The organism is Umezawaea sp., assembly GCF_057122925.1.
The window spans coordinates 60,103-81,292 of the sequence record NZ_DBNGPQ010000114.1; the positions used below are offsets into that span (position 1 = coordinate 60,103).

20 protein-coding genes are annotated in these 21,190 nt (G+C 73.9%); 10 read left to right on the forward strand and 10 right to left on the reverse strand.

Annotated elements, in window-relative coordinates:
* Window positions 1-71 precede the first annotated feature (71 nt).
* The 3 genes from AC156L_RS26525 to AC156L_RS26535 all read right to left on the reverse strand — a co-directional run bounded on the left by AC156L_RS26525 (window position 72) and on the right by AC156L_RS26535 (window position 2,559).
* A complete protein-coding gene (locus AC156L_RS26525; RefSeq protein WP_330879084.1) occupies window positions 72-749 on the reverse strand; it encodes a DUF2306 domain-containing protein in 678 nt (225 codons plus the stop codon).
* A 176-nt stretch (window positions 750-925) separates the two neighbouring features.
* On the reverse strand, window positions 926-1,645 hold the full coding sequence (locus tag AC156L_RS26530; RefSeq protein ID WP_330879083.1) for an ABC transporter permease: 720 nt from the start codon (window positions 1,643-1,645) through the stop codon (window positions 926-928).
* A 29-nt stretch (window positions 1,646-1,674) separates the two neighbouring features.
* Window positions 1,675-2,559, reverse strand: coding sequence for an ABC transporter ATP-binding protein (locus AC156L_RS26535; protein WP_330879082.1), 885 nt, complete (start codon window positions 2,557-2,559; stop codon window positions 1,675-1,677).
* A gap of 229 nt (window positions 2,560-2,788) precedes the next feature.
* Between AC156L_RS26535 and AC156L_RS26540 the strand changes: the two genes are divergently transcribed.
* From AC156L_RS26540 to AC156L_RS26565, 6 genes are all read left to right on the forward strand, one after another.
* Entirely contained in the window at window positions 2,789-3,865 is a 1,077-nt protein-coding gene (locus AC156L_RS26540) for a sensor histidine kinase (RefSeq protein ID WP_330879093.1), read from the forward strand.
* Window positions 3,862-4,464 (forward strand): response regulator transcription factor, encoded by a 603-nt coding sequence (locus AC156L_RS26545; protein ID WP_330879081.1) that lies wholly within the window; start codon window positions 3,862-3,864, stop codon window positions 4,462-4,464. The genes AC156L_RS26540 and AC156L_RS26545 overlap by 4 nt, the downstream gene beginning before the upstream one ends.
* An 11-nt stretch (window positions 4,465-4,475) precedes the next feature.
* The gene (locus tag AC156L_RS26550; RefSeq protein ID WP_330879080.1) at window positions 4,476-5,129 is read left to right on the forward strand and encodes a GOLPH3/VPS74 family protein; all 654 of its coding nucleotides are present in this window, start codon (window positions 4,476-4,478) and stop codon (window positions 5,127-5,129) included.
* A gap of 429 nt (window positions 5,130-5,558) precedes the next feature.
* Window positions 5,559-6,620 carry an ABC transporter substrate-binding protein gene (locus AC156L_RS26555; RefSeq protein WP_330879079.1) on the forward strand — a complete coding sequence of 354 codons (1,062 nt, stop codon included), beginning with the start codon at window positions 5,559-5,561 and terminating at the stop codon, window positions 6,618-6,620.
* Entirely contained in the window at window positions 6,598-7,653 is a 1,056-nt protein-coding gene (locus AC156L_RS26560; RefSeq protein WP_330879078.1) for a FecCD family ABC transporter permease, read from the forward strand. The genes AC156L_RS26555 and AC156L_RS26560 overlap by 23 nt, the downstream gene beginning before the upstream one ends.
* Complete coding sequence (locus tag AC156L_RS26565) at window positions 7,650-8,441, forward strand: ABC transporter ATP-binding protein (RefSeq protein ID WP_330879077.1); 792 nt, start codon at window positions 7,650-7,652, stop codon at window positions 8,439-8,441. The genes AC156L_RS26560 and AC156L_RS26565 overlap by 4 nt, the downstream gene beginning before the upstream one ends.
* A 2-nt stretch (window positions 8,442-8,443) precedes the next feature.
* On the opposite strand, the gene AC156L_RS26570 is transcribed toward AC156L_RS26565, so the two are convergent.
* The 4 genes from AC156L_RS26570 to AC156L_RS26585 form a co-directional block, all read right to left on the reverse strand.
* Window positions 8,444-9,097, reverse strand: a complete 654-nt coding sequence (locus AC156L_RS26570) for a response regulator transcription factor (RefSeq protein WP_330879076.1) — start codon at window positions 9,095-9,097, stop codon at window positions 8,444-8,446.
* The gene (locus tag AC156L_RS26575; RefSeq protein ID WP_330879075.1) at window positions 9,082-10,341 is read right to left on the reverse strand and encodes a sensor histidine kinase; all 1,260 of its coding nucleotides are present in this window, start codon (window positions 10,339-10,341) and stop codon (window positions 9,082-9,084) included. The genes AC156L_RS26570 and AC156L_RS26575 overlap by 16 nt, the downstream gene beginning before the upstream one ends.
* Before the next feature lie 83 nt (window positions 10,342-10,424).
* Window positions 10,425-12,032, reverse strand: a complete 1,608-nt coding sequence (locus AC156L_RS26580) for an FAD-binding oxidoreductase (protein WP_484407349.1) — start codon at window positions 12,030-12,032, stop codon at window positions 10,425-10,427.
* Window positions 12,033-12,449: 417 nt separating this feature from the next.
* Entirely contained in the window at window positions 12,450-13,763 is a 1,314-nt protein-coding gene (locus AC156L_RS26585; RefSeq protein WP_330879073.1) for an NAD(P)-binding domain-containing protein, read from the reverse strand.
* 99 nt (window positions 13,764-13,862) lie between these two features.
* Between AC156L_RS26585 and AC156L_RS26590 the strand changes: the two genes are divergently transcribed.
* On the forward strand, window positions 13,863-14,720 hold the full coding sequence (locus AC156L_RS26590) for a helix-turn-helix domain-containing GNAT family N-acetyltransferase (RefSeq protein WP_330879072.1): 858 nt from the start codon (window positions 13,863-13,865) through the stop codon (window positions 14,718-14,720).
* Between the two features lie 198 nt (window positions 14,721-14,918).
* Window positions 14,919-15,578 carry a CBS domain-containing protein gene (locus AC156L_RS26595; protein ID WP_330879071.1) on the forward strand — a complete coding sequence of 220 codons (660 nt, stop codon included), beginning with the start codon at window positions 14,919-14,921 and terminating at the stop codon, window positions 15,576-15,578.
* Between the two features lie 202 nt (window positions 15,579-15,780).
* Here AC156L_RS26595 and AC156L_RS26600 read toward each other — a convergent pair whose 3' ends face one another.
* Together AC156L_RS26600 and AC156L_RS26605 are read right to left on the reverse strand one after the other, a co-directional pair.
* Window positions 15,781-15,921 carry a hypothetical protein gene (locus AC156L_RS26600; protein ID WP_330879070.1) on the reverse strand — a complete coding sequence of 47 codons (141 nt, stop codon included), beginning with the start codon at window positions 15,919-15,921 and terminating at the stop codon, window positions 15,781-15,783.
* Window positions 15,918-16,796, reverse strand: coding sequence for a TIGR03564 family F420-dependent LLM class oxidoreductase (locus AC156L_RS26605; RefSeq protein WP_330879069.1), 879 nt, complete (start codon window positions 16,794-16,796; stop codon window positions 15,918-15,920). Before AC156L_RS26605 ends, AC156L_RS26600 begins: the two co-directional genes overlap by 4 nt.
* Window positions 16,797-16,874: 78 nt before the next feature.
* On the opposite strand from AC156L_RS26605, the gene AC156L_RS26610 reads away from it, so the two are divergent.
* Window positions 16,875-17,786: a LysR family transcriptional regulator gene (locus AC156L_RS26610; RefSeq protein ID WP_484407350.1), complete on the forward strand. Its 912-nt coding sequence runs from the start codon at window positions 16,875-16,877 to the stop codon at window positions 17,784-17,786.
* Between the two features lie 165 nt (window positions 17,787-17,951).
* Here AC156L_RS26610 and AC156L_RS26615 read toward each other — a convergent pair whose 3' ends face one another.
* The gene (locus AC156L_RS26615) at window positions 17,952-19,106 is read right to left on the reverse strand and encodes a GAF domain-containing protein (protein WP_330879067.1); all 1,155 of its coding nucleotides are present in this window, start codon (window positions 19,104-19,106) and stop codon (window positions 17,952-17,954) included.
* Window positions 19,107-19,419: 313 nt separating this feature from the next.
* Here AC156L_RS26615 and AC156L_RS26620 point away from each other — a divergent pair, with 313 nt between their 5' ends.
* Window positions 19,420-20,829 (forward strand): DUF4389 domain-containing protein, encoded by a 1,410-nt coding sequence (locus AC156L_RS26620; RefSeq protein ID WP_484407352.1) that lies wholly within the window; start codon window positions 19,420-19,422, stop codon window positions 20,827-20,829.
* Window positions 20,830-21,190 lie beyond the last annotated feature (361 nt).

A 21,190-nucleotide genomic window follows, 5' to 3' on the forward strand; every position in this document is an offset into this window, starting at 1 on the left:
CCGGTCCGGCGGGGCTGGTCACGTGGCGGACCCTACCGCCCGCACCGGGTGGGTCGGTGCGGGCGCGGGCGTCAGCCGGTGGTCGCCGGTTCCCGTTCGGCGAGGGTGGCGAGGGTGCGCTGGATGATGAAGTACTCGGCGACGAGGACGTTGCCGAGCAGGGACATCCAGGCGCTGACGGTGTAGACGTCCTCGTACTCCAACCACGTCACCGAGTTCATCAGCGCGATGAGCGGAAGCTGGTAGAGCCGCAGGGTCACCGCGGCGAACGTGAGCGCGTAGTTGCGCACCATCCAGATCCGGTGCAGCCGCACCTCGCGCCGCCGGATCGCGCGGTAGGCCTTCGCCGCGGTGTACAGCCACGCCACGATCAGCACGAAGAACGCGACCTGCAACGGGAAACCGCTCTTCGTGACCACCGACGAGTACACCGCGACCAGCGCGGCCACCACGACCGAGACCAGGTAGACCCGGCCCATCACCCGGTGCGGCCCTGGGAAGCGGGCCCGCAGCTTCGGCACGAACTGCCACGGACCGATGACCAGCGCGAGGCCCGCGGGCACCGCGTGGATCACCAGGCTCGTGTAGTAGCCCGGCGTGATCCGGTCGAGGTTCGGCACGGTGGTGCCCCCGACGAGGTACGGCGGCACGAAGACCCCCGCCGTGGCGAGCGCCAGCACGGCGAGCAGTCCCCACAGGAACCACCACCAGCGCCTGCGGACGGTTCGTGACACGGCTGCGGTGGACATGCGCTACTCCTACTTCCCGCACGGGAACGATCGACGAGCCGTCGGACCGACACGCGCGGGCCGACACGGCAGGGGTGGTTTCGGGCCTGATCCTGGACCCGGTCCACCACCTGCCGCGTCGGCGTGAAGTGCCTAGTTCGGGAGCGCCCGCGCGGGATAGGCACGTGCGCGACCGGTCACCTGCGCGGCTCCCAGCGGAACAGGCGGGCGGCGAGGGTGGCGGCCACGACGACCCAGGCCAGCGTCGGGGCCAGCAGGAGCAGCGAGTCGGTCACCGCGACCCCGCCGTTCCAGGCGTTCACGACCAGCTCGGTCGCGGACCCTCCGGGCAGCAGCCGCTTGAGCAGCGTGAAGTCCTCGGTTCCGCTGATCCCCACCCAGCTCGCGACGGCGACGACGCCGAGGCAGACGGGCAGCGTCGTGACCTGCGCGTGCTCGGGGGAGTTGGTCAGCCCGGCCGTGGCCAGCCCGAGGCCGACCATCATCACCGCGGTCGCGAGCACCGCGGCCACCAGGAGCGGGACGTTGTCCGGTGCCGTCGTGACCGCGGCGAGCACCGCCATGATCGCGGTCACCTGGACGAGCGCGATCACGACGACCGGCAGCACGAGCCCGGTCAGGATCTCCGCGTCGCCCGCGGCGGTGGAGCGCAGCCGCTTGAGGAACAGGTTCTGCCGCCGCGCGGCGAGCGTGGTCACCGAGCTGGCGTAGAGGCCGAACGCGCAGACCGTGAACATCACGATCGCTGCGATGTAGCCCAGGCTGCCGATCTCGGCGAAGACGTCGTGCTGGTGGATGAAGAACGCGCTGACCGCGATGGGCATCACGAAGCTGGTGATCAGCACCGACCGGTTGCGGAAGATCTGGGCCAGCTCGCTGAGGGCGATCGGGAGCATGGTGGGGTCCTTTCGGGACGGCAGGGGGGTCAGGAGTCGCCGATGGCGCGGAACACGTCGTCGAGGCGGGTCGGCCCGGCCTCCAGCTCCCGCAGTTCCAGGCCGTGGTCCTCGGCCCAGCTCAGCAGCACGTGCATGTCCTTCTGCAACCCGAAGGTCTCGACGAGGTACCGGTCGTCGCCCTCCCGCGCGGCCCGGAGCGGCGGCTCGGGCGCGGGTGTCGGCAGGCTGAAGCGGATCACCGACGGCAGCGTCCTGGTCAGCTCGGCGACCGTGCCCTCCCGGTGCAGGGTGCCGCGGTGCATGAGCCCGATGCGGTCGGCGTGCTGCTGCGCCTCCTCCAGGTAGTGCGTCGTGAGCACGACCGTGGTGCCGTTCTCCCGCATCCGGTCCACAGCGGACCACAGGGCGTCGCGGGACTGGATGTCGAGCCCGGTGGTCGGCTCGTCGAGGAAGATCAGCTCGGGCGTGCCGTACACGGCGGTGGCGAAGTCGAGCCGCCGCTTCTCACCCCCGGAGAGCTGCGCCACCTTCGTGCCTGCCTTGCGGGTGAGGTCCACGACGTCGAGCACGCGGTCGACGCTGTCCGCGCGCCGGGTCAGCGTCCCGATGAGCCGGACCGACTCCGCGACCGTCAGGTCCGGGGTGAACCCGCTGTCCTGGAGCATGATGCCCATCCGGGGCCGCACGGCCGCGCGGTCGCCGGGGCTCTGCCCGAAGACCCGCACCGCACCGGAGGTGGCGGTGCGGTGCCCCTCGACGGTCTCCAGGGTGGACGTCTTGCCCGCCCCGTTCGTGCCGAGCAGCGCGTACAGCTCACCGCGCAGGACGTGGAAGGACAGGTCCTCCACGGCGTGGAAGTCGCCGTAGTGGACGTTCAACCGCTCGACTTCGATGACTGGTGTGGTCGACATGCCGATGATCCCACCGGTCGCGGCGCTCGGCCGGCAGTGCCACCACGTCACCACCTGGCGGTGACATTCCGCCCGTCGAAGGTGTGACGTGGTGTCACTGGTGCGCCCACCCGACCGACTCGATACTGGAGCGCGACCACCACCCCGTCCCGGAGAGGCCACAGTGGACACCACACCGCCACGCCCGCAGCGCGTGGTGTCCGAGCGCGCCGCGACGGCGCGCGTCCGGATGCGCAGCCTGAACATCACCACGCAGCTCGCGGTGATCGTCCCGGTCGGGGCGATGCTGATCGCGTTCGACTCCAGCACCTGGTGGGAGGCGGCCGTGCTGCTCGTCGGCGTGGTCGCGGCCATGGTCTCGGTCGTGCGGTGGGCGCAGGACACCATCTCCGCCGTGGCCCTGCCGTGCCTGGGGGTCAGCGCGGCCGTGTGGGTGTTCGGCGTGCTGGTCGCCGAGAGCCCCACCGCGTTCTACAGCATCACGATCGTCGGTCCGCTCATCGTGCCGCAGCTGCCGCGGCACCGGATCGCGGCCGCCGCGGGGCTGAGCGCGTTCGTCGGCGTCGTGGGCGCGGCGAGGCTGCTGGTGTCCGACGGGGACGCGGGCCCGACGCTCTTCCAGTACTCGCTCGTCCCGACCGGCGTCACCGTGTTCACGCTCGGGTTCATGTTCGCCAACCAGGCGTTCTACAACCTCATGGCGGAGCTGGAGGAGGCGCGCGAGCACGAGGCGGAGCTGGCCGTCGCACGGGAGCGGATCCGGTTCGCGAGCGACCTGCACGACATCCAGGGCCACACGCTGCACGTGGTGAAGCTCAAGACCGCGCTGGCCGAGAAGCTGGTGCGGGCCGACGCCACCCGCGCGGAGGAGGAGCTGCGCGAGATCCACGCCCTGGTCGGCGACACGATCAAGCAGACCAAGGAGCTCGCGTACGCGCAGCGGCGGCTCAACCTCGCGGGGGAGCTGGAGAACGCGAAGAACCTGTTCGAGGCCGCGGGCATCCGCGTGCGGATCGTCCGGGAGGCCGAGGTGACCGGGCCCGCGGGCGAACTGCTCGGCCAGGTCCTCCGCGAGACCACGACCAACATCCTCCGGCACGCGCAGGCCGAGCAGGTGCGGATCACGCTGTCGGCCTCCGGCATCACGATCGTCAACGACGGCGCGCGGGGCCAGACCCCGCCGGAGCTGCGCGGGCTGTCCACGCTCAGGGACCGGCTGGCCGGTGAGGGAGGAGAACTGACGGTGGTGCGGGCGGACGGGGAGTTCGTCACGGCGGCGGCCTTCCCGTCGGGGGTGGCGAGGTGACCACCGTGGTGCTGGCCGACGACGAGGCCCTGCTGCGCAAGGCGCTGGCCGCCCTGCTGCCGATGGAGGGGGACGTCACCGTGCTCGCCGAGGCCGAGGACGGTGAGCAGGCCGTCGCGGCCACGCTCGAACACCGGCCGGACGTCCTCGTGATCGACCTGGAGATGCCCACCGTGGACGGGCTCGGCGCGGTCGCGGAGATCCGGCGGGTGCTGCCGGACCAGGTGATCCTCATGCTGACCCGGCACGCGCGCCCCGGCGTGCTGCGCAAGGCGCTCAAGCTCGGCGTGCAGGGGTTCGTCAGCAAGGCCGCGGAACCGGCCCACATCACGTGGGTCATCGCCGTGCTGCACAGCGGCCGGAGGTGGATCGACCCGGACGTGTCCGCGCTCGCGGTGGTCGACGACTGCCCGCTGACCGACCGCGAGGTCGACGTGCTGCGCGCGACCACGCAGGGGTACTCGGTCGCCGACATCGCCGGGCAGCTCCACCTCGCGGAGGGCACCGTCCGCAACTACCTGTCGAACGCCATGCAGAAGACGCAGACCAGGACCAGGCACGAAGCCGCCCGGTACGCACGAGAGCACGACTGGCTCTAGAGGGAGAGAACATGTTGATCGTCGAAGACCTCGCGCTGCTGCTGATGGACGACGAGTCCGGCACACCGGCCGCCGCGGGCACGCTCTACTACGCGGTGGGCGGCGCGGTGCTGGTGGAACTCGCCCTGGAGGGCCTCGTCGAGGTGGAGGGCGGGAAGGTGGTGACCGCGGGTGGCGGACCGCCGGAGGACCCGCTGCTGCGGTTCGGCTACGAGAAGGTCGCCGAGAAGCCCCGGTCGGTCGACTCGGTGCTGCTCAGGGTCGGTGCGGACGCGTGGGACCGGGTCGTGGGGCGGCTGGTCGAGCGCGGCTTCGTCCGCAGGGAGGAGAAGCGGGTGCTGGGCCTGTTCCGCGTGACCACCCTGCCCGCCGAGGACACCCGGCACGAGGAGGAGGTCCGGGCGCTGGTCCGCGCCGTGCTGGTCGACGGCGAGACCCCCGACTCCCGCACCGCGGCGCTCACGGCGCTGCTGTCCGCGAGCGGTGCGCTGCCCGCGCTGCGACCGCCGCTCGCGTGGTCGGGCGAGGTGTACCGGCGCGCGAAGGAGCTGGAGCGGGGCAACTGGGGCGCCGAGGCCGTGAGCACGGCGGTGACCAGGACCGCCGCCGCCATCGCCGCGTCCAGCGCCGCCGCCACCGCGGCCGTCGTGACCACGGTGACTTGATGGTCGAGCCGCGGGCGCGAGTGGTGGTCGCGCGGAGGGTTGTTCCCGACGTGCCCGTGCGGGTACGTGGTGGCGTGGTCCTCGGTCGTGTGCCGTCGTCGGGGGTCGGACGGGTGGTCGGTCGCGGCGCGAGTGGTGGTCGCGCGGAGGGTTGGTCTTGACGTGCCCGTGCGGGTACGTGGTGGCGTGGTCCTCGGTCGTGCGCCGTCGTCGGGGGTCGGACGGGTCGTCGCGGTGCTGGCTGGTGCCCTGCTGAGGGGCGGGGTCGTCGGTCGCACGGCGCTCTGCTGAGCGACCGGGGTCGTCGGTCGCGGCACGCGGACCACGCCTCCGGGGAACCAGACGACCGGTCGGGCCGACTACCCCTCCGTGCATCCCTACACACCCCCAGCGAGCGACCACCGTCGCCGCGAGCGCGCCGTCGGCGCGGTGGCCGTCGCGGTGTCGGTCCTCGCGGCGACGGTGGCCTGCGGCCAGGCCGGTGCCCCCTCGGCGTCCGGCTCGTGGACCAGCCCACCGCCCCCGGTCACCGCCGCCCCCACCGCGTACCCGTTGACCATCGACAACTGCGGGCGGACGCTCACGTTCGACCGGGCACCGAGCCGGGTCGTCCTGCTCAACGGGACGTCGGTCGGGGAGGTCGAGAGCTTCATCGCCCTGGGGATCAGCGACCGCGTGCTGGCCAACAGCCAGTCCTACGGCGTGTCCGACGACCCGGAGATGGTCGCGAAGGTGTCGGCGGTGCCCACCGGCGGGCTCACCCTCAACCAGAACTTCGAGGTGCCGAGGGAGCAGCTGCTCGCCCTCCAGCCGGACCTGGTGATCTCGACCTGGGCGGGCGGGTTCGACGAGAAGATCGGCTCGGTCAGCAGGGACCAGCTCGCGGCGGCGGGGATCAACAGCTACGTGACGCCCGCCAACTGCGCGTTCGGCGACCCGGCCCCGCGACCGGAGGACGAGGCCCGCTACCGGGCGCAGTCCACCGAGTCGTCCTCGGAGCTGCTGCTCCAACTGGGACAGGTCTTCGACGTGCAGCAGCGGGCCGCGGACCTCGTCACCGCGTCGCGCGACGACATCGCCGAGGTCGCCGCGAGGGTCGCGGGCAAACCGGCGAAGAGCGTGCTGGTCGCCTACCCCGGCATGTCCGCGATGAACGGCAACGGCCTGCCCGCGGTCTTCGGCGGCGGCGTCTACGACGACGTCATCGCGAAGGCCGGTGGCACGAACCCGTTCGGGGGCAAGACCTTCGCCGAACTCGCCGAGGTCAACATCGAGGCGCTCGCCTCGGCCCAGGTCGACGTGCTGGTGATCGGCCTCTTCCGGGGCACCGAGAACGCCGAGGCGCTCGCCGCGGACCTGTTCGCGAGGTTCCCGCAGTGGGAGGCGTCGAGGACCAGGACGTTCACCTCGGTCTCGGACAGCATCTACCTCGGCCCGCTCAACGCCGTCGCCGTGACGAGGATCGCCGATGCGGCCCACGGCGCGCAGTAGCCCGCACCTGGTGTCGGGCAGGGGTTTCCCGGTGCTCGTGGTGGCGCTGGTGGTGGCCTTGGCCGTCACCGCGGCCTTCGCCGTCGGCGTGGGCACGGTCGACGTGCCGGTCGGCAGGGTCGTCGCCGTGGTCTGGGGCCACCTCACCGGCGACACGGCGGGCCTGGACCCGTTGACCGACCAGATCGTCTGGGACTTCCGCACGCCCAGGGTGCTGCTCGCCGCGCTGGCGGGCAGCGGGCTCAGCCTCGCCGGGGTCTGCCTCCAGACGCTGGTCCGCAACCCCCTGGCCGACCCCTACCTGTTCGGCGTCTCCGCAGGGGCGTCGCTGGGCGCGGTCATCGCGCTGACCAGCGGCGTCGGCCTGGTCGCCGGGCTCGATGTCGCCGGTGCCGCGTTCGCGGGGTCGCTGACCAGCCTGGTGGTCGTGTTCGTGATGGCGCAGCGCGGAGGGCGGCTGATCGGCAGCAGCCTCGTGCTCGCCGGTGTCGCGGTGGCCTACCTGGGCACCGCCGTCACCAGCTACCTCCAGTTGCAGGCCAACCCGGCCGAACTGCGCGGCGTCATGTTCTGGCTGCTCGGCTCGGTCGCGGGCGCGTCGTGGGACGACCTCGGCGTGCTGAGCGCGGCGACGGCCGCGACCGCGATCTGGCTGACCACGCGGGGACGGTCGATGAACGCCCTGTCGGTCGGGGACGACACCGCGGCGGGGTTGGGCGTGGACGTGCACCGGCTGCGGATCCTGCTGCTGGTGGCCGCGTCGCTGCTGACCGCGGCGGTCGTCAGCGTCGCGGGCGGCATCGGCTTCGTCGGCCTGATCGTCCCGCACGCCGTGCGGCTGGTGGTCGGTCCGGACCACCGCAGGGTGTTCCCGGTGTCGCTGCTCGCGGGAGCGGTGTTCCTGGTGCTGGTCGACCTCGTCACCCGCACGGTCGACCGGCCGAACGAGGTGCCCGTCGGGATCCTCACCGCCGCGCTGGGAGCGCCGTTCTTCCTGGTGCTGCTGCGCAAGGGGAAGCGGGCGCTGCGATGAGGGTGCGGGTCGACGGTGTCTCGGTCGTCCTCGACGACACCACCGTCCTGGGCGGTGTCGACCTCGTCGCGGAGGCGTCGGCGATCACCGGGGTCGTCGGTCCGAACGGGTCCGGCAAGAGCACGCTGCTGCGGTGCGTCTACCGGGCGCTCAGGCCGACCACCGGGGCCGTCCACATCGGACAGGACGACGTGTGGCGGTCCAGCGCGCGCCGGGCGGGCCTGAGGACGGCGGTCGTCGCGCAGGACCACGACCTCGACAACGACTACTCGGTCCACGAGATCGTCACGATGGGCCGCACCCCGCACAAGGGCCTGCTGGACCGGGAGACGACGGCCGACCGCGACATCGTCGACCGCGCCCTGGAGCGGGTGCGCATGGACCGGGCGGCGCACCGGGTGTTCGCCACGCTGTCCGGTGGTGAGCGGCAGCGGGTGCTCGTGGCCAGGGCGCTGACCCAGGAGACGCCGGTCCTGCTGCTGGACGAGCCGACCAACCACCTCGACATCGGCGCGCAGCTCGAACTGCTCGACCTGGTGCGGGAGCTGGGACTCACGACCATCGCGGCGCTGCACGACCTCAACCACGCCACCGCGTACTGCGACCGGCTCCTCCTGCTGCGCGCGGGCCGCGCGGTGGCCGAGGGGACACCGGCCGAGGTGCTCGACGCCGACCGCGTCGCCGAGGTCTTCGGCGTGCGCAGCGCCGTCGTGCCCCACCCGCTGACCGGACGGCCGCACTTCGTGACGGCGTCGATGGAGGACGGGAGGGAGACCGCGACCGGGTGAGGTCAGGCGGCCCCGGTCGCGCCGAGGAAGGTCAGCACGGCGAGGACGCGGCGGTTGCTGTTGTCGTCCGGGGTGATGCCGAGCTTCGTGAAGATCGAGGTGGTGTGCTTGCTGATCGACCCCTCGCTCAGGAAGAGGCGCTGGGCGATGGCCTGGTTCGACAGGCCCTCCGCCATCAGCGCGACGACCTCGCGCTCCCGGTCGGTGAGGGCGTCGAGCGGCGAGGTGGCGCCCGCGCCCAGGATCTTCGACACGACCGCGGGGTCCAGCGACGTGCCGCCGCGGCCGACGCGCTCCACCGCCTCGATGAACTGCTCCGCCTCGAAGACCCGGTCCTTCAGGAGGTACCCGACGCCGCCGCGGCCGTCGGCGAGCAGTTCGCGCGCGTAGAGCTGCTCGATGTGCTGGGACAGCACGAGGACGCACAGGTCCGGCCGGGCCCGGCGCGCCTCCAGCGCCGCCCGGAGGCCGTCGTCGGTGTGGGTGGGGGGCATCCGCACGTCGATGACGGCCACGTCCGGTCGGTGCTCCTCCAGGGCTCGCACCGTGGCGTCCCGGTCGCCGACGGCGGCCACGACGTCGTGGCCGTACGCCTCCAGCAGCCGGACCAGTCCGTCCCGCAGCAGGTACAGGTCCTCGGCTACGACGACGCGCACGGCACCTCCGCGGTGGCGGTCGTGGGCCCGCCCGGCGGGCTGTCCACGCGCAGGGTGCCGTCGAACGCGGCGAGCCTGCTCTCGACGCCGGTCAGGCCGGACCCCCGTGACCGGTCGGCTCCGCCGCGGCCGTCGTCGGTGACGGTGACGGCGACGCCCGTCCCGGTGCGGTCGATGCCGATGTCCACGACCGTCGCACCCGAGTGCTTCACGGCGTTGGCCACGAGTTCCGCGGTCGCGAAGTACAGCGCGGACTCGACCGGTGTGTCGAGTCGACGACCCAGGGTGGAGCGCACCACCGTGCGGACGGGCGCGTCGACGGCGAGCGCGCGGACCGCGTCGACGAGACCGCGCTCCAGCAGCACGGGCGGCACGATGCCGTGCACGAGTTCGCGGAGGTCCCGCAGCGCCGCGAGCGAGGTCGCGCGGGCCTGCCGCAGCAGCGCCCTGGTCCCGGCCGGGTCGGTGTCGACCAGCCGTTCCGCGGCGCTGAGCGAGAGGCCGATGGCGACGAGGCGCGCCTGGGCGCCGTCGTGCAGGTCGCGCTCGATCCGGTGCAGCTCGGCGTCCTGGGCGCGGGTGAGGTCGGCCCGCCCCCGCACCAGCGAGGCGACCCTGGTGCTGAGCAGTTCGACGGTGGAGGGGCCGAGGACGCGGCGCGCCACCGGCCCGAGGGAGCGCCACGACCTCGGCAGCAGGGCGGTTCCGACGCCGACCGCCACGACCGAGGTGACCGGGTGCGGCGCGAGCCCGGCGACCCCGACCGCGATCAGCGCGGGCGGGATCGCGGACGCGACACCGACGGTGACGGGAGCGACCAGCAGCCAGAGCACGTCCCGCCACGCCGCGGGGTCCCGCGTCCGCCGGAGGATCCACCGCTGGCACAGCGAGAACCACCGCAGGCGCTGGTAGTCGTACCCGTTCCACCAGTAGCCCGTCGCCATCCGCGTCACCGGGACGAGCGGCTGGTACGCGGCCGGGAGTTCCCCGCCGGTCCAGCGGGCGACCAGGAACCTCGTGGCGGCGCTCACCGGGCGGGCGACCAGCACGAGCACCGCGACCAGCACCCCGAGCAGGCAGCCCGCCGCGCCAGCGGCGGTGTCGACGACGGCGGACAGGCCCGCGCCCGCGGCGACGCAGACCGCGGGCGCGAACCCGGTCAGCGCGACGAGCACGAGCGACCGCGTGAGCCCCTCGACGAGGGACCGCGCGACGACGAGGGGGCCGCCGCGAGCGTGGGACATGCCGTTCATGCTCTCGGCGGACGCGGTCCCGTGCAACCGCTTCGCCGAACAGCGGGCCTGGACCCACCTCGGCCGGACGCGCGTCAGCTCGGCGGCGCGATCGACAGGGCGTGGTGGAACACGTTCCTCGGGTCCCAGCGAGCCTTGACCCGTTGGAGCCTCGGGTAGTTGTCCTTGTAGTACAGGGTGTGCCACGGGACCCCGGACCTGTTCCACCTCGGATCGGCGGTGTCGGTGTCCGGGTAGTTGACGTAGGAGCCGTCGTTCACGGCGTTCGGGACCGGCACACCCCCGGTGTCCCGGTACATCGCGGCGTACCAGCGCCGGATCCAGTCCAGGTTCGCCCGCTCGGCTCCCGCGTCGTCCCAGGTGACGGTGTAGATCACCTTCATGACGCTGTCCCGCTGGGCCAGGGCGGTCGCGTCCGGCGCCGTGGCGTTCACCCTCCCGCCGTAGGACACCAGGATCATCACCGCGCGCTCGTTCTCGTGGTCGGTGCTGGTGAGGTAGGCGTAGGCGGTCCTGATCTGCTCGTCGGTGAACCGCCTGCGCAGGTAGGCCGCCTTCGCCTTGAACATCCCGGACTCGTCGTCCTGGCCGAGCGAACCCGCTTTCACCCCCGCCAACCACGGCAGGCGGTGCGGCGGGCGCACCACGGTCGTTCCCGCGACGCCCTCGGTGACCTCCGCGAGGTAGTCCCGCAGCAGCCGGTCGGCGTCGGGGAGGGTGCCGTCCAGCGAGACGACCATCGCGAACGCGCCGGGGTCGGCGCCGGTGGCGCGCCGGTTGACCAGCAGCGGGCTGAAGAGGCTGGCGTAGCGGGAACCGGGGGCGCTGTTGCGCTCGTGCCACTCGCCGTAGTTGCGCAGCAGCCGGTGGAACGACTCCTCGGTGGTGTCCCGCCAGCTCCACGCGACCGTCGCGCCGAGGGTGACGGCGGGCGGCCTCGGCAGCAGGCGGGCGGGATCGTCGCCGGTGGCGCCGGGCGTGCGCATCCAGTACCGGGTGACCACGCCGAAGTTGCCGCCCCCGCCCCCGGTGTGCGCCCACCACAGGTCCCGGTTCTCGTCGTCGGGCTCGCGGGTCGCGACCACCGTCCGCGCCCGTCCCGAGCGGTCCACCACGACCACCTCCACGGCGTGCAGGTAGTCCACGACGGAACCGAGCTGCCGGGACAGCGGGCCGTAGCCGCCGCCCTGCACGTGCCCGCCGGCGGCCACGCCGCCGCACTGGCCGCCGGGGATCGTGACGCCCCAACCGAGGTAGAGCCGTTCGAACACCTCCCACAGGGTGGCGCCCGCCTCGATCACGAACGCGTCGCGGCGCCGGTCGAACCCGACCTGCCGCAGCGCGGACAGGTCGATCACCACCTCCGCGCCCTCGCCCACGAAGTTCTCGTAGCAGTGCCCGCCGCTGCGGACCGTGACCCGCTTGCCCGCCCGCACGGCGTCGTCCACGGCCCGCTCGACCTGCTCGGTCGTCGTGGGCAGGCGGAAGTGCTCGGGGCGCGGGAAGAACCGCTCGCTCGTGCGGCGCAGCACGAGGTCCTCGTAGCGCGGGTCGCCCCGCGGGACCAGGACCGCCTCGCCCTCGGCGGGTGCGGCGGCCGCGGTCGCCCGGTACCCGATCAGCGCCGCTCCTCCGAGCGCCGCGGTGCCCGCGATGAACCCGCGGCGGGTGTGGTCAGCCATGACTTCTCCGAACTGCGCGTCGATGTGTGGCGCCGACGCTAGGGAGGGCGAACCGACGGCGACACCCGTCCAGACCCCGTCCGGGGTGGGGCTGAACCCACGCCGCGGCGGCCGTCGGGCTGTTGCCGTCGCGGTCGCCGGGGACGGCTCTCGTCCCAGCGGTTCCCGTGCACCGCCTCACCGCGCCGGACCGCGACGCGGCCGAGCCCGCGGTGCTGGAGCAGCGCCGCGGCCACCTGGGACCGGCCCGCGCTGAGGACGCGGACGAACAGCGCTTCGGGGATCCCGCTCACCGGTGGTGTCCTCCTCGCGGCCCGGTGCCGTGCACGGGGGAGCGCGGCAGGTCGCGTCGACCTCCGCCCACCGGGGACCCGCGGTCCGGCACGCTCCCCCCGCGTGCCGGACCGCTCCACCCGGTCAGCGCGCGCCGGGTGCGTTCAGGGTGAGCACCTGCGGCTCGGTGGGGGCGCAGCAGCCGCCACCCCCGGCCTCCGGTGCGTCGAAGTCGCCCGAGCCGCCGCAGACACCGGTCTCGGGCAGCGTCAGCTCCACGCGCTCGGCCGCGGCGTCGTCACCGGCCAGCTTGGCCACGACGCTGCGCACCTGCTCGTAGCCGGTCAGCGCCAGGAACGTCGGCGCGCGCCCGTAGCTCTTCATCCCGACCAGGTACACGCCCGGCTCCGGCTGGGCCAGCTCGGTGGCGCCGTGCGGGTACACCGTGCCGCACGAGTGGGAGTTCGGGTCGATCAGCGGCGCCAGCGCGGTCGGCGCCTGCAACACCGGGTCGAGGTCCAGCCTGGTCTCCGAGAGCCACGACAGGTCCGGCCGGAACCCGGTCAGCGCCACGACCTCGTCCACCGGCTCCAGGCGGTGCCCGTCCACCGACACGAGCGCGAGCCCGTCGCCGTCGCGCTCGACCCCGGCCGTGCGGAACCCGGTGACGGTCTCGACCCGGCCGGCCCGCACGGCTTCTCGCGCGCGCAGGCCCAGCGCGCCGCGAGCCGGTAGCTGGTCGGCGTCGCCACCGCCGAAGACGCCGCCGACCGCGCCGCGGCGCAGCAGCCAGACGACCTCGGTGCCCGGCAGTTCCGTCAACGCCACCAGCGCGGTGAGCGCGGAGTGCCCGCTGCCCGCCACCGCCACGCGCCTGCCCGCGTACCGCGCCGCCACCTCCGGGTCGCGCGTGTCCGGGACCCGGTAGGAGATCCGGTCGGCGGCGGCGCGCTCGCCGATCGCGGGCAGCCCGTCGCCGCCCAGCGGGTTCGGCGTGGTCCAGGTGCCGGAGGCGTCGATGAGCCCCCTGGCGGTGAGGCGCTCCTCCGCGCCGTCGGCGGTGACGACGTGGACCGTCAGCGGTTCGGTCTCGCGACCGGCGTCGACGATCCGGTCACGGCCGCGTCGGGCGACGCCGACGACCTCGGTGTCGAACCGCACCGCGTCGCCCAGCACCGCGGCCAGCGGCCCGAGGTAGCGCTCGACCCACTCGGCACCGGTCGGGTAGCCCTCGGTCGGGCGCCGCCAGCCGGTGGGCTCCAGCAGGCGGGCGGCGGCCGGGTCGACCAGCTCGGGCCACGCCGAGAACAGGCGCACGTGGTGCCACCTCGCCACCGCCGCGCCCGCTCCGGGCCCGGCCTCCAGCACCAGCGGTGTGATCCCGCGTTCGACCAGGTGCGCCGCCGCGGCCAGCCCGACCGGGCCCGCACCCACCACTACCACCGGCAAGTCAGTCATCGAACGTCCCCATTCATCGATCTCCGTCGATCCAGCGGAGCGACTGTATCGACCGGCTTCGATTGACGCAACCATCGATCCGAGTCGATAATCGACCGCATGACGACCACGACCCCCCAACTCGGCTCGCTCGCACCGCAGGACGCGGCGACCTACGCCGAGTGGTTCGCCTGCCTGGCCGAGCCCACCAGGGTGCGGCTGCTGCACGCCGTCGCGGTCGCGAGCAGGCCGGTCAGCGTGGGGGAGCTGACCGAGCAGCTCGGCATCAGCCAGTCCACCTGCTCCCACCACGTGCGCAAGCTGGCCGACGTCGGCTTCGTCGGGCTGCGCAAGCAGGGCACGACGACGCTCGTCACCGTGAACCCGTCGTGCTGCACCGGTCTGCCGCACGCCGCCGACGCCGTGATGGGCATGCTCGCCCCGGCGCCGTGCTGCCCGAGCGACGTGCCCGACGACGTCGTCGTGCGCGACCTGCGGGCCGACGACTGGGCCGCCGTGCGCCGGGTCTACGCCGAGGGCATCGCCACCGGGGACGCCACCTTCGAGACCGAGGTGCCCTCCCGCGCGAGCCTGGACGCCCGGTGGCTGCCGGGGCACCGCTGGGTCGCCGAGGTCGACGGCCGGGTCGCGGGCTGGGCCGCGGCGACGGCCGTGTCGGCCCGCGACTGCTACTCGGGCGTCGCGGAGACCTCGGTGTACGTCGGCGACGGCTTCCGCGGCCGGGGCGTCGGCAAGGCGTTGCTGCGCAAGCAGGTGGTGGCCGCCGACGCGGACGGCCTGTGGACCCTCCAGACGTCGATCTTCCCGGAGAACCGCACGAGCCTCGCCCTGCACCACAGTGCCGGCTACCGCACGCTCGGTGTCCGCGACCGCATCGCCCAGCACCACGGTCGTTGGCGCGACACCGTCTTCCTCGAACGCCGCAGCCGATCGGACGCCGCTCCGGCAGCGGGGTGAGACGCGCCCGCGGCGCGTCCGGTCCGGGGTGGACTCGTCGCGCCCCGCCTGCCCGCCGCGGGGCCAACGTCATCGAAGACCCGGGACCAACCGCACTGCCCGCGGGGTGCGGACGGCGAAAGCCTTGTCCCGTGAACGCCACCGCGTCGGCCGCGCGCTGACGCGGGCCTGTCGGCGGGCGGACGGGAGGTGGGTGGGGTGCGGGAACCCTTGGTGGAGTTCGTGATGACCAGGGCGGTCGTCACGGCGCGGCCGGACGCGACCTTCACGGAGGTCGCGGAACTGCTGGCGGACAACGGGATCAGCGCGGTCCCGGTCGTCGACGACCGGGGAGCGCCGATCGGCGTGGTCTCCGAGGCCGACCTCCTCGTCAAGCAGGAGTACTGGAGCGGCGGCCGGGACAGTCCGGGAAGGATCGCGGGCCGCGCCAGGAGGGCGAGGTGGCGCAGGTCGCTCGGCACCACGGCGAACGACGTGATGTCGTGGCCGGTGCTCACGATCGACCCCGGCGCACCGGTCAGCGAGGCGGCCGCGACGCTGGCCGAGGCGAACGTGCGCCGCCTGTTCGTGGTCGACCGCGACGGCGCGCTGGTCGGCGTGCTCACCCGGCTCGACCTGCTGCGCGCCTACCTGCGCGACGACGGCGACCTGCGCGAGGAGGTGCGGCGGTTCGTGTTCCGCACGGTGCTCCGGGTCGACCCGGACGCGGTGGACGTGGTGGTCGACGCGGGGGTGGTGACGCTGTCGGGGCAGCTCGACCGCCGCGGCGAGGTCGACATCGCGGTCGCGCTGACGCGCGCTCTGCCCGGTGTCGTCGAGGTGCGCGGCGAGTTGGTCCACCGGTTCGAGGACCCGTGACGGGCCTGGCCGTCGCGGGACACCGCGGGAGGCGATGACCTGGCGGAGCTGGCCGCCACGGGTGCTCGACCACCGGGTCGCGCAGCGTTCCGGTGGTCGGGGACGGTCGGCTCGTCGGCGTCGTGACCCGCCGCGACGTGCCTGCCGCGGTCCGCCGCGACGACCGGACCGTCCCCGCCGAGGCCCGCCACCGCCTGGCCCGCTACGGCGACCCGTCCGGTGGCGGGTCGCGGTCACCGGGGGCCGCGTGGACGTCGTCGACCTGGAGCGGTACGTCGTGCCGGTGCTCGTCAGCGCGGTGCCCGGCGTGGTCTCCGTCCACGACCCGTGGCACCACCGTCACGAAGCCTCCCGCGCGAGCTGCGCGGCGACGTCCAGCACCCGTTCGCGCTCCGCGGGCGTGCCCACGGCCGAGACGACCAGGTCGGTGGCCCCGGCGTCGCCGAACCGCCGCAGCTCGGCCAGCACGTGCTCCTCGTCGCCCGCGACCACGGTGTCGGCCGGACCCGCCAGTCCGCCGCGGTCGAGGACGGCGCGGTAGGCGGGCAGGTCGCCGACCAGCGCGAAGTCCCTGGCGACGCCCTCGCGCAGGCCGTCGGGGTCGGAGGTCACCGACACCACCACCGTCACGACCACCCGCGCCCCGTCTCCGAGGCTGGGGACGAGGTGGTCGGCGACGGTGTCCGGGCGCACCCACACCGCGATGGTGCCCTCGGCCAGGTCCCGCGCCACCGCGAGCATCCTCGGGCCCAGCGCCGACAGCAGCACCGGCGGCGGGGTCGCCCGGACGAGCGGGCCCGTGTCGACGGTGAAGTGCTCACCCCGGAACGCCACCGTTTCGCCGCGCAGCAGCGGCCGGAGGACCTCCAGGTACTCGCGGGTGTGGCGGGCGGGGGAGGTGTAGGGCAGGCCGAGCGCGCCGGTCACGTGCACCGCGTGGCCGGGACCGATCCCCAGGGTGAGCCTGCCGCCGGTGAGCGCCTGCACGGTCAGCGCCTCCGTCGCCAGTGCGACCGGGTGCCGCGGGTACGTCGGCACCACGGCCGTGCCGAGTTCGGCGGGCCCGTCGGGCAGCGCGCTCAGGACGGTCAACGGGTCCCACCCGCCGGGTTGCTGGTTGGTCCACGCGCCGTGCAGCCCGCGCGCGGCGGCGTCGGCCGCGCCCCGTGCGAAGTCGCCGATGTCGTCGGCCGCCGTGAGATGTGCTCCGATCCTCATGGGACGACCCCACCAGCCCGCCGGGCCGCGAACCAGACCCGATGATCACGCGCAGCGATAACATCGCGTGATCGTCGAGTGGTCGGGGGCACGGTGGAGCTGCGGGCGCTGCGGTACTTCGTCACGGTCGCGGAGGAGCTGCACTTCGGTCGGGCCGCTCAGCGGCTGGGCATCGTGCAGCCCGCCGTCAGCCAGCAGATCGCCCGGCTGGAACGGGAGCTGGGCGCGCGGCTGCTCGACCGCACGCCCCGCCGGGTCCGCCTCACCGCCGCCGGGCGCCGGGTGCTGGTCGCGGCGCGGGAGGCGCTGGAGGCGGCGGACCGGGTCAGGGCCGCGGTCGACGCCCCGACCGGCGTCCTGCGCATCGGCACGACCAGCGGTCTCACCGACCGGCTCGAACGCGGGCTCGACGTCCTGCGGGAACGCACCCCGGACTTCGAGGCCGTCCTGGTCGACCTCCCGGTGCCCGCCCGGCTGGCGGCGGTGCGCGGTGGTGATCTCGACCTTGCGCTGGTGCGCGGTGTGGTGTCCGCGCCGGGGGTGAGGGTGCTGCCCGCGTGGACGGAGCCGCTGCGCGCGGTCGTGTCGCACCGCCACCCGCTCGCCGACCGCGCCGTCGTGTCCATCCGCGACCTGGCTGACGGCGTGCTGCGCCTGGTCTCCCGGCAGTGCGACCCGGCGCTCAACGACGTCGTCACGGCGGCGCTGCGCGAGGCGGGCGCGAGCCCCCGGCTGGGTCGCCCCACCGGCACGACGCAGGACACGATCGTGGAGATCGGCGCGGACCCCGACAGCTGGACCCTGCTGCCCGCCGACCAGGTCCGGGCAGGTGGTTCCACCCGCGTGCGGGCGATCCCGCTCGACCCGCCCGTGTCGGTCGTGGGCAGCGTGGTGGCCCCGGACGCGTTCGCCGACGGGTGCGCGGCGAACGCCGTGGCCGCCTTCCGCGACGCGGCCTGCGCGGACGTTCCCGGTCCCTCCGGGTCGTAGGTCCCGCGCGGCAGGGTCCGAGCGCACCGGACCGGCGGCTCGTCCCGCGCCGCCGGTCCGGCGGCGCGCCCCCGCGGTCGGCTCTCCCCGTCGGTTTCGGAGGAAATGGATTCCGCATTTCGACGGTGACATTCTCCACGGCACCGGATTCGGTTCGGCGCGTTCTCAGCCGCCGCCGTCGCTATCGGGAGCCAGCAGTCGGAGCACGACGTCCCGATCGTTCATCCCGCGGGTTTCGCCCGTGGAACCGGCGTCGAACCAGGAATTCACCTCGGCGTCCGCTCCGGTCGAGGTGTCCTCCTCGGGCGGCCAGCCGCGGTAGCGCACGGTGGCGAGCACCTCGGCCCCCTCGACGGTCCGCGCGGCCAGGTCGAGCGCCACCGCGCGGGTGATCCCGAACGTGGCCGCGGTCGACACCGCGTCGGGGACCCACCGGGCCACCGCGTCGACCGTCGCGCTCGACGGCGACGCGGAGCTGTCGAACGCGACGGTGCCGACCAGACCGTGTTCGGCGACGGCGGCGCCGAACACGGACAGGACGGTGTCGAACGACCGGTCTCGGCCGGTGCGGGCCTGCTCGCTCGCCACGACGCGCGCCCGGCTCGTGATCCGGTCCGCCTCCAGGACGGCCGAGTCGATCCGCTTCGAGAACGCGTCGGGCACGTGGGACTTCAGCGAGCACAGCGTCGAGGTGATCGCGAACAGGCTGCCCGCGATGTCGCCGTAGACGCGCGCCACCACGTCCCTGGCGCTGTCCGCGGGCGTGGCGCACCGGACGACCTGCGAGTTCGGCACCAGCAGCGCCCACGCCAGGTGTTCGGCGAACGCGGTCGCCATCTCGCGGTCCGCCTCGCCGAAGCCCGCCCGCCCCGGTGAGCGGGTCAGCAGGAGCGCCGCCTGGAACTCGCCTCCGCTGTACGCGGGGGCGACGACGCAGGGGCCCACGGTGCTCGACCTCGCTGACTGGCAGGTGCGCTCGTCCAGCGTCACCTCGTCGATCAGCAGGGTCCGGGCCGCCTCGACCGCGAGCGCCGTGACCGAGCCCCCGAGGGGCAGCACGCTGTTCTCCCAGCCGCTCAGGTCGCCGGTCGCGACGACGACGCGGACCCAGTCGCCGTCGTGGAACGGCACGGTGAGCGCCGCGGTGGTCGCGCCGCCGTGCACGCGGGCGCACTCCACGAGCGAGCGCGTCAGCGCGAGCGGGTCGGACAGCGGACTGGCACCGGACAGCAGGGCGCCCAGGGCGCTCCGCCACACCCCGTTCGCCGCGGGACCGGTGTCGGCGTGCGACGCGGCCACGTCGGGTTCATCCGAATTCATTCTTTTCCCACCGAATTGTGGTTCCACTGGCCGATCAGACTATCGGAAATAAGGTATTTGATCTCTCAACGGTACTCCCCGGAGGAATGCCGGGCGGATTCGTCCGCAGGAGTACCCGAACGGACCACCAGTGGCGGAGGCGTTGAGCGGAACGGGGCCGTCCCGGGTCCGAAGTCCCGTGCGAGTCGGTCGGTTGGACCCTCACCGCGCCCGTCCCGGTGGGCGAGCGTGGAGGTGGACGACCCCTGGGTGCTCGACGTCCGCGCCCGTCGGGACGCGGGCGGGTTCGAGCGCCACACCACGAGGAGGCGCGATGACCACGGCGGCGGCAGGCTACCCGGTGCGGGTGCGCGGGAGGCTCGATCCTGGACTGAGCCGGTGGCTCTGGCTGGTCAAGTGGTTCCTGGCGGTCCCGCACCACGTCGTGCTGGTGTTCCTGTGGTTCGGGTTCGCGGCGTGCACGGTGCTGGCGTTCTTCGGCATCCTGGTGACCGGCCGCTACCCGCGCCCCCTGTTCCACTTCACCCTCGGCGTGCTGCGCTGGACCTGGCGCGTCGCCTACTACACCTACGGCGCGCTGGGCACCGACCGGTACCCGCCCTTCACGCTCGGCGCGGTGCCCGACTACCCGGCGACCCTGGACATCGCCTACCCCGAGCACCTGTCGCGCGGTCTGGTGCTGGTCAAGTGGTGGCTGCTGGCGATCCCGCACTACCTCGTCCTCGCGGTCTTCCTCGGCGGCGGCGGGTACGCGGCGGCGCGGGCGGGGGAGTGGGCCTACGGCGCGGGCGGCGGACTGGTGGCCCTCGCCGCCGTGTTCGCCGGGGTGGGGCTGCTCTTCACCGGCCGCTACCCGAGCGGCCTCTTCGACCTCCTGCTCGGGATGGACAGGTGGGCGCTGCGCGTCGCCGCGTACGCGGGCCTGATGACCGACGCCTACCCGCCGTTCCGCCTGGACCTCGGCGGCGACGAACCCGGCGCCACGACGATCGACCAGGTGCCGCCGCCGCAGCCGCCCCGCGCGGACGGGTGGTCCGGCGGTCGGGTCGCGGCCGCCGTGGTCGGGGCCCTGCTGCTCGGCCTGGGGGCGCTGGTCTCCGCGGTCGGGACGGTCGGGCTCTGGGCCGACGCGACCCAGCGCGACAGCGCCGGGTACCTCGACACCGGGACGGAGTCCTTCCGCACCGACGGGTACGCGGTGTCGTTCGGCGCGGTGGACCTGAGCTGGACCGACCCGCGGTGGCAGATCGGCGGGGACTGGCTCGGCGAGGTCGAGCTGCGGGTGGACCGGGACGTGTTCGTCGGCATCGGCCGCGCGGACGACGTGGCCCGGTACCTCTCCGGTGTCGAGCACGACGAGGTGGTGCTGGGCGGGAACGACGTCGACCAGCGGCACCGGGCGGGCGGTCCGCCGCCCGGAGAGCCCGGTGCCCAGTCGGTGTGGGTGGCGTCCGGGACCGGATCGCTGACCTGGCGCGCGGAACGGGGCACGTGGGCGGTGGCCGTGCTCAACGAGGACGGCGGCCGGGTGGTCGACACCGACCTGTCCGCACGGGCGACCGTCCCCGCGCTCGGACCGATCTCGCTGGCACTGCTGGTGGGCGGTGTCCTGGTCCTGGCGCTCGGCGGGACGACCCTGCTCGTCGCCGCGGTCCGCGCGTCGCGCCACCAGGCCGCCCCGCCGGTCGAGGCCGAGCAGCCCGCGCCGCCGGAACGGACGTAGCGCCACGCCGGGGGCGCACCGCTCACCCCGACGAGCGGTGCGCCCCCGGCGTGGCCGACCACGGGGCGGTTCCAGGAGGAGTGCCGAACGTCATCGGCGGTCTGGGACCAAGCGCTCTGCCGTCCGGCGGCGGAGGGCGGGAACCTCGGGGGCGGAAGCGAAGCGGGCGTGGTGCGGTCCACCTAGGCCGAGCGCGAGCACCAGAGCCGAAGCCGCACCGCGGGGAGGAGCCGGCATGAAGATCGACGAGATCATCACCGAAGCGCGCGACGCGATCACGGTGCGGCGGGTGTACTCCGAGCCGTACGAGCGCGACGGCGTCACCGTGATCACCGCGGCCTCCGTCGGCGGCGGGGGCGGT

What these genes read in the sequence shown, in the direction of transcription:
- AC156L_RS26585 (WP_330879073.1), bottom strand. Translation starts at nt 13,763, where the DNA reads ATGACTGACTTGCCGGTGGTAGTGGTGGGTGCGGGCCCGGTCGGGCTG.
- AC156L_RS26540 (WP_330879093.1), top strand. Translation starts at nt 2,789, where the DNA reads ATGCGCAGCCTGAACATCACCACGCAGCTCGCGGTGATCGTCCCGGTC.
- AC156L_RS26620 (WP_484407352.1), top strand. Translation starts at nt 19,420, where the DNA reads ATGACCACGGCGGCGGCAGGCTACCCGGTGCGGGTGCGCGGGAGGCTC.
- AC156L_RS26530 (WP_330879083.1), bottom strand. Translation starts at nt 1,645, where the DNA reads ATGCTCCCGATCGCCCTCAGCGAGCTGGCCCAGATCTTCCGCAACCGG.
- AC156L_RS26535 (WP_330879082.1), bottom strand. Translation starts at nt 2,559, where the DNA reads ATGTCGACCACACCAGTCATCGAAGTCGAGCGGTTGAACGTCCACTAC.
- AC156L_RS26580 (WP_484407349.1), bottom strand. Translation starts at nt 12,032, where the DNA reads ATGGCTGACCACACCCGCCGCGGGTTCATCGCGGGCACCGCGGCGCTC.
- AC156L_RS26525 (WP_330879084.1), bottom strand. Translation starts at nt 749, where the DNA reads ATGTCCACCGCAGCCGTGTCACGAACCGTCCGCAGGCGCTGGTGGTGG.
- AC156L_RS26575 (WP_330879075.1), bottom strand. Translation starts at nt 10,341, where the DNA reads ATGTCCCACGCTCGCGGCGGCCCCCTCGTCGTCGCGCGGTCCCTCGTC.
- AC156L_RS26605 (WP_330879069.1), bottom strand. Translation starts at nt 16,796, where the DNA reads ATGAGGATCGGAGCACATCTCACGGCGGCCGACGACATCGGCGACTTC.
- AC156L_RS26565 (WP_330879077.1), top strand. Translation starts at nt 7,650, where the DNA reads ATGAGGGTGCGGGTCGACGGTGTCTCGGTCGTCCTCGACGACACCACC.
- AC156L_RS26615 (WP_330879067.1), bottom strand. Translation starts at nt 19,106, where the DNA reads ATGAATTCGGATGAACCCGACGTGGCCGCGTCGCACGCCGACACCGGT.
- AC156L_RS26550 (WP_330879080.1), top strand. Translation starts at nt 4,476, where the DNA reads ATGTTGATCGTCGAAGACCTCGCGCTGCTGCTGATGGACGACGAGTCC.
- AC156L_RS26590 (WP_330879072.1), top strand. Translation starts at nt 13,863, where the DNA reads ATGACGACCACGACCCCCCAACTCGGCTCGCTCGCACCGCAGGACGCG.
- AC156L_RS26560 (WP_330879078.1), top strand. Translation starts at nt 6,598, where the DNA reads ATGCGGCCCACGGCGCGCAGTAGCCCGCACCTGGTGTCGGGCAGGGGT.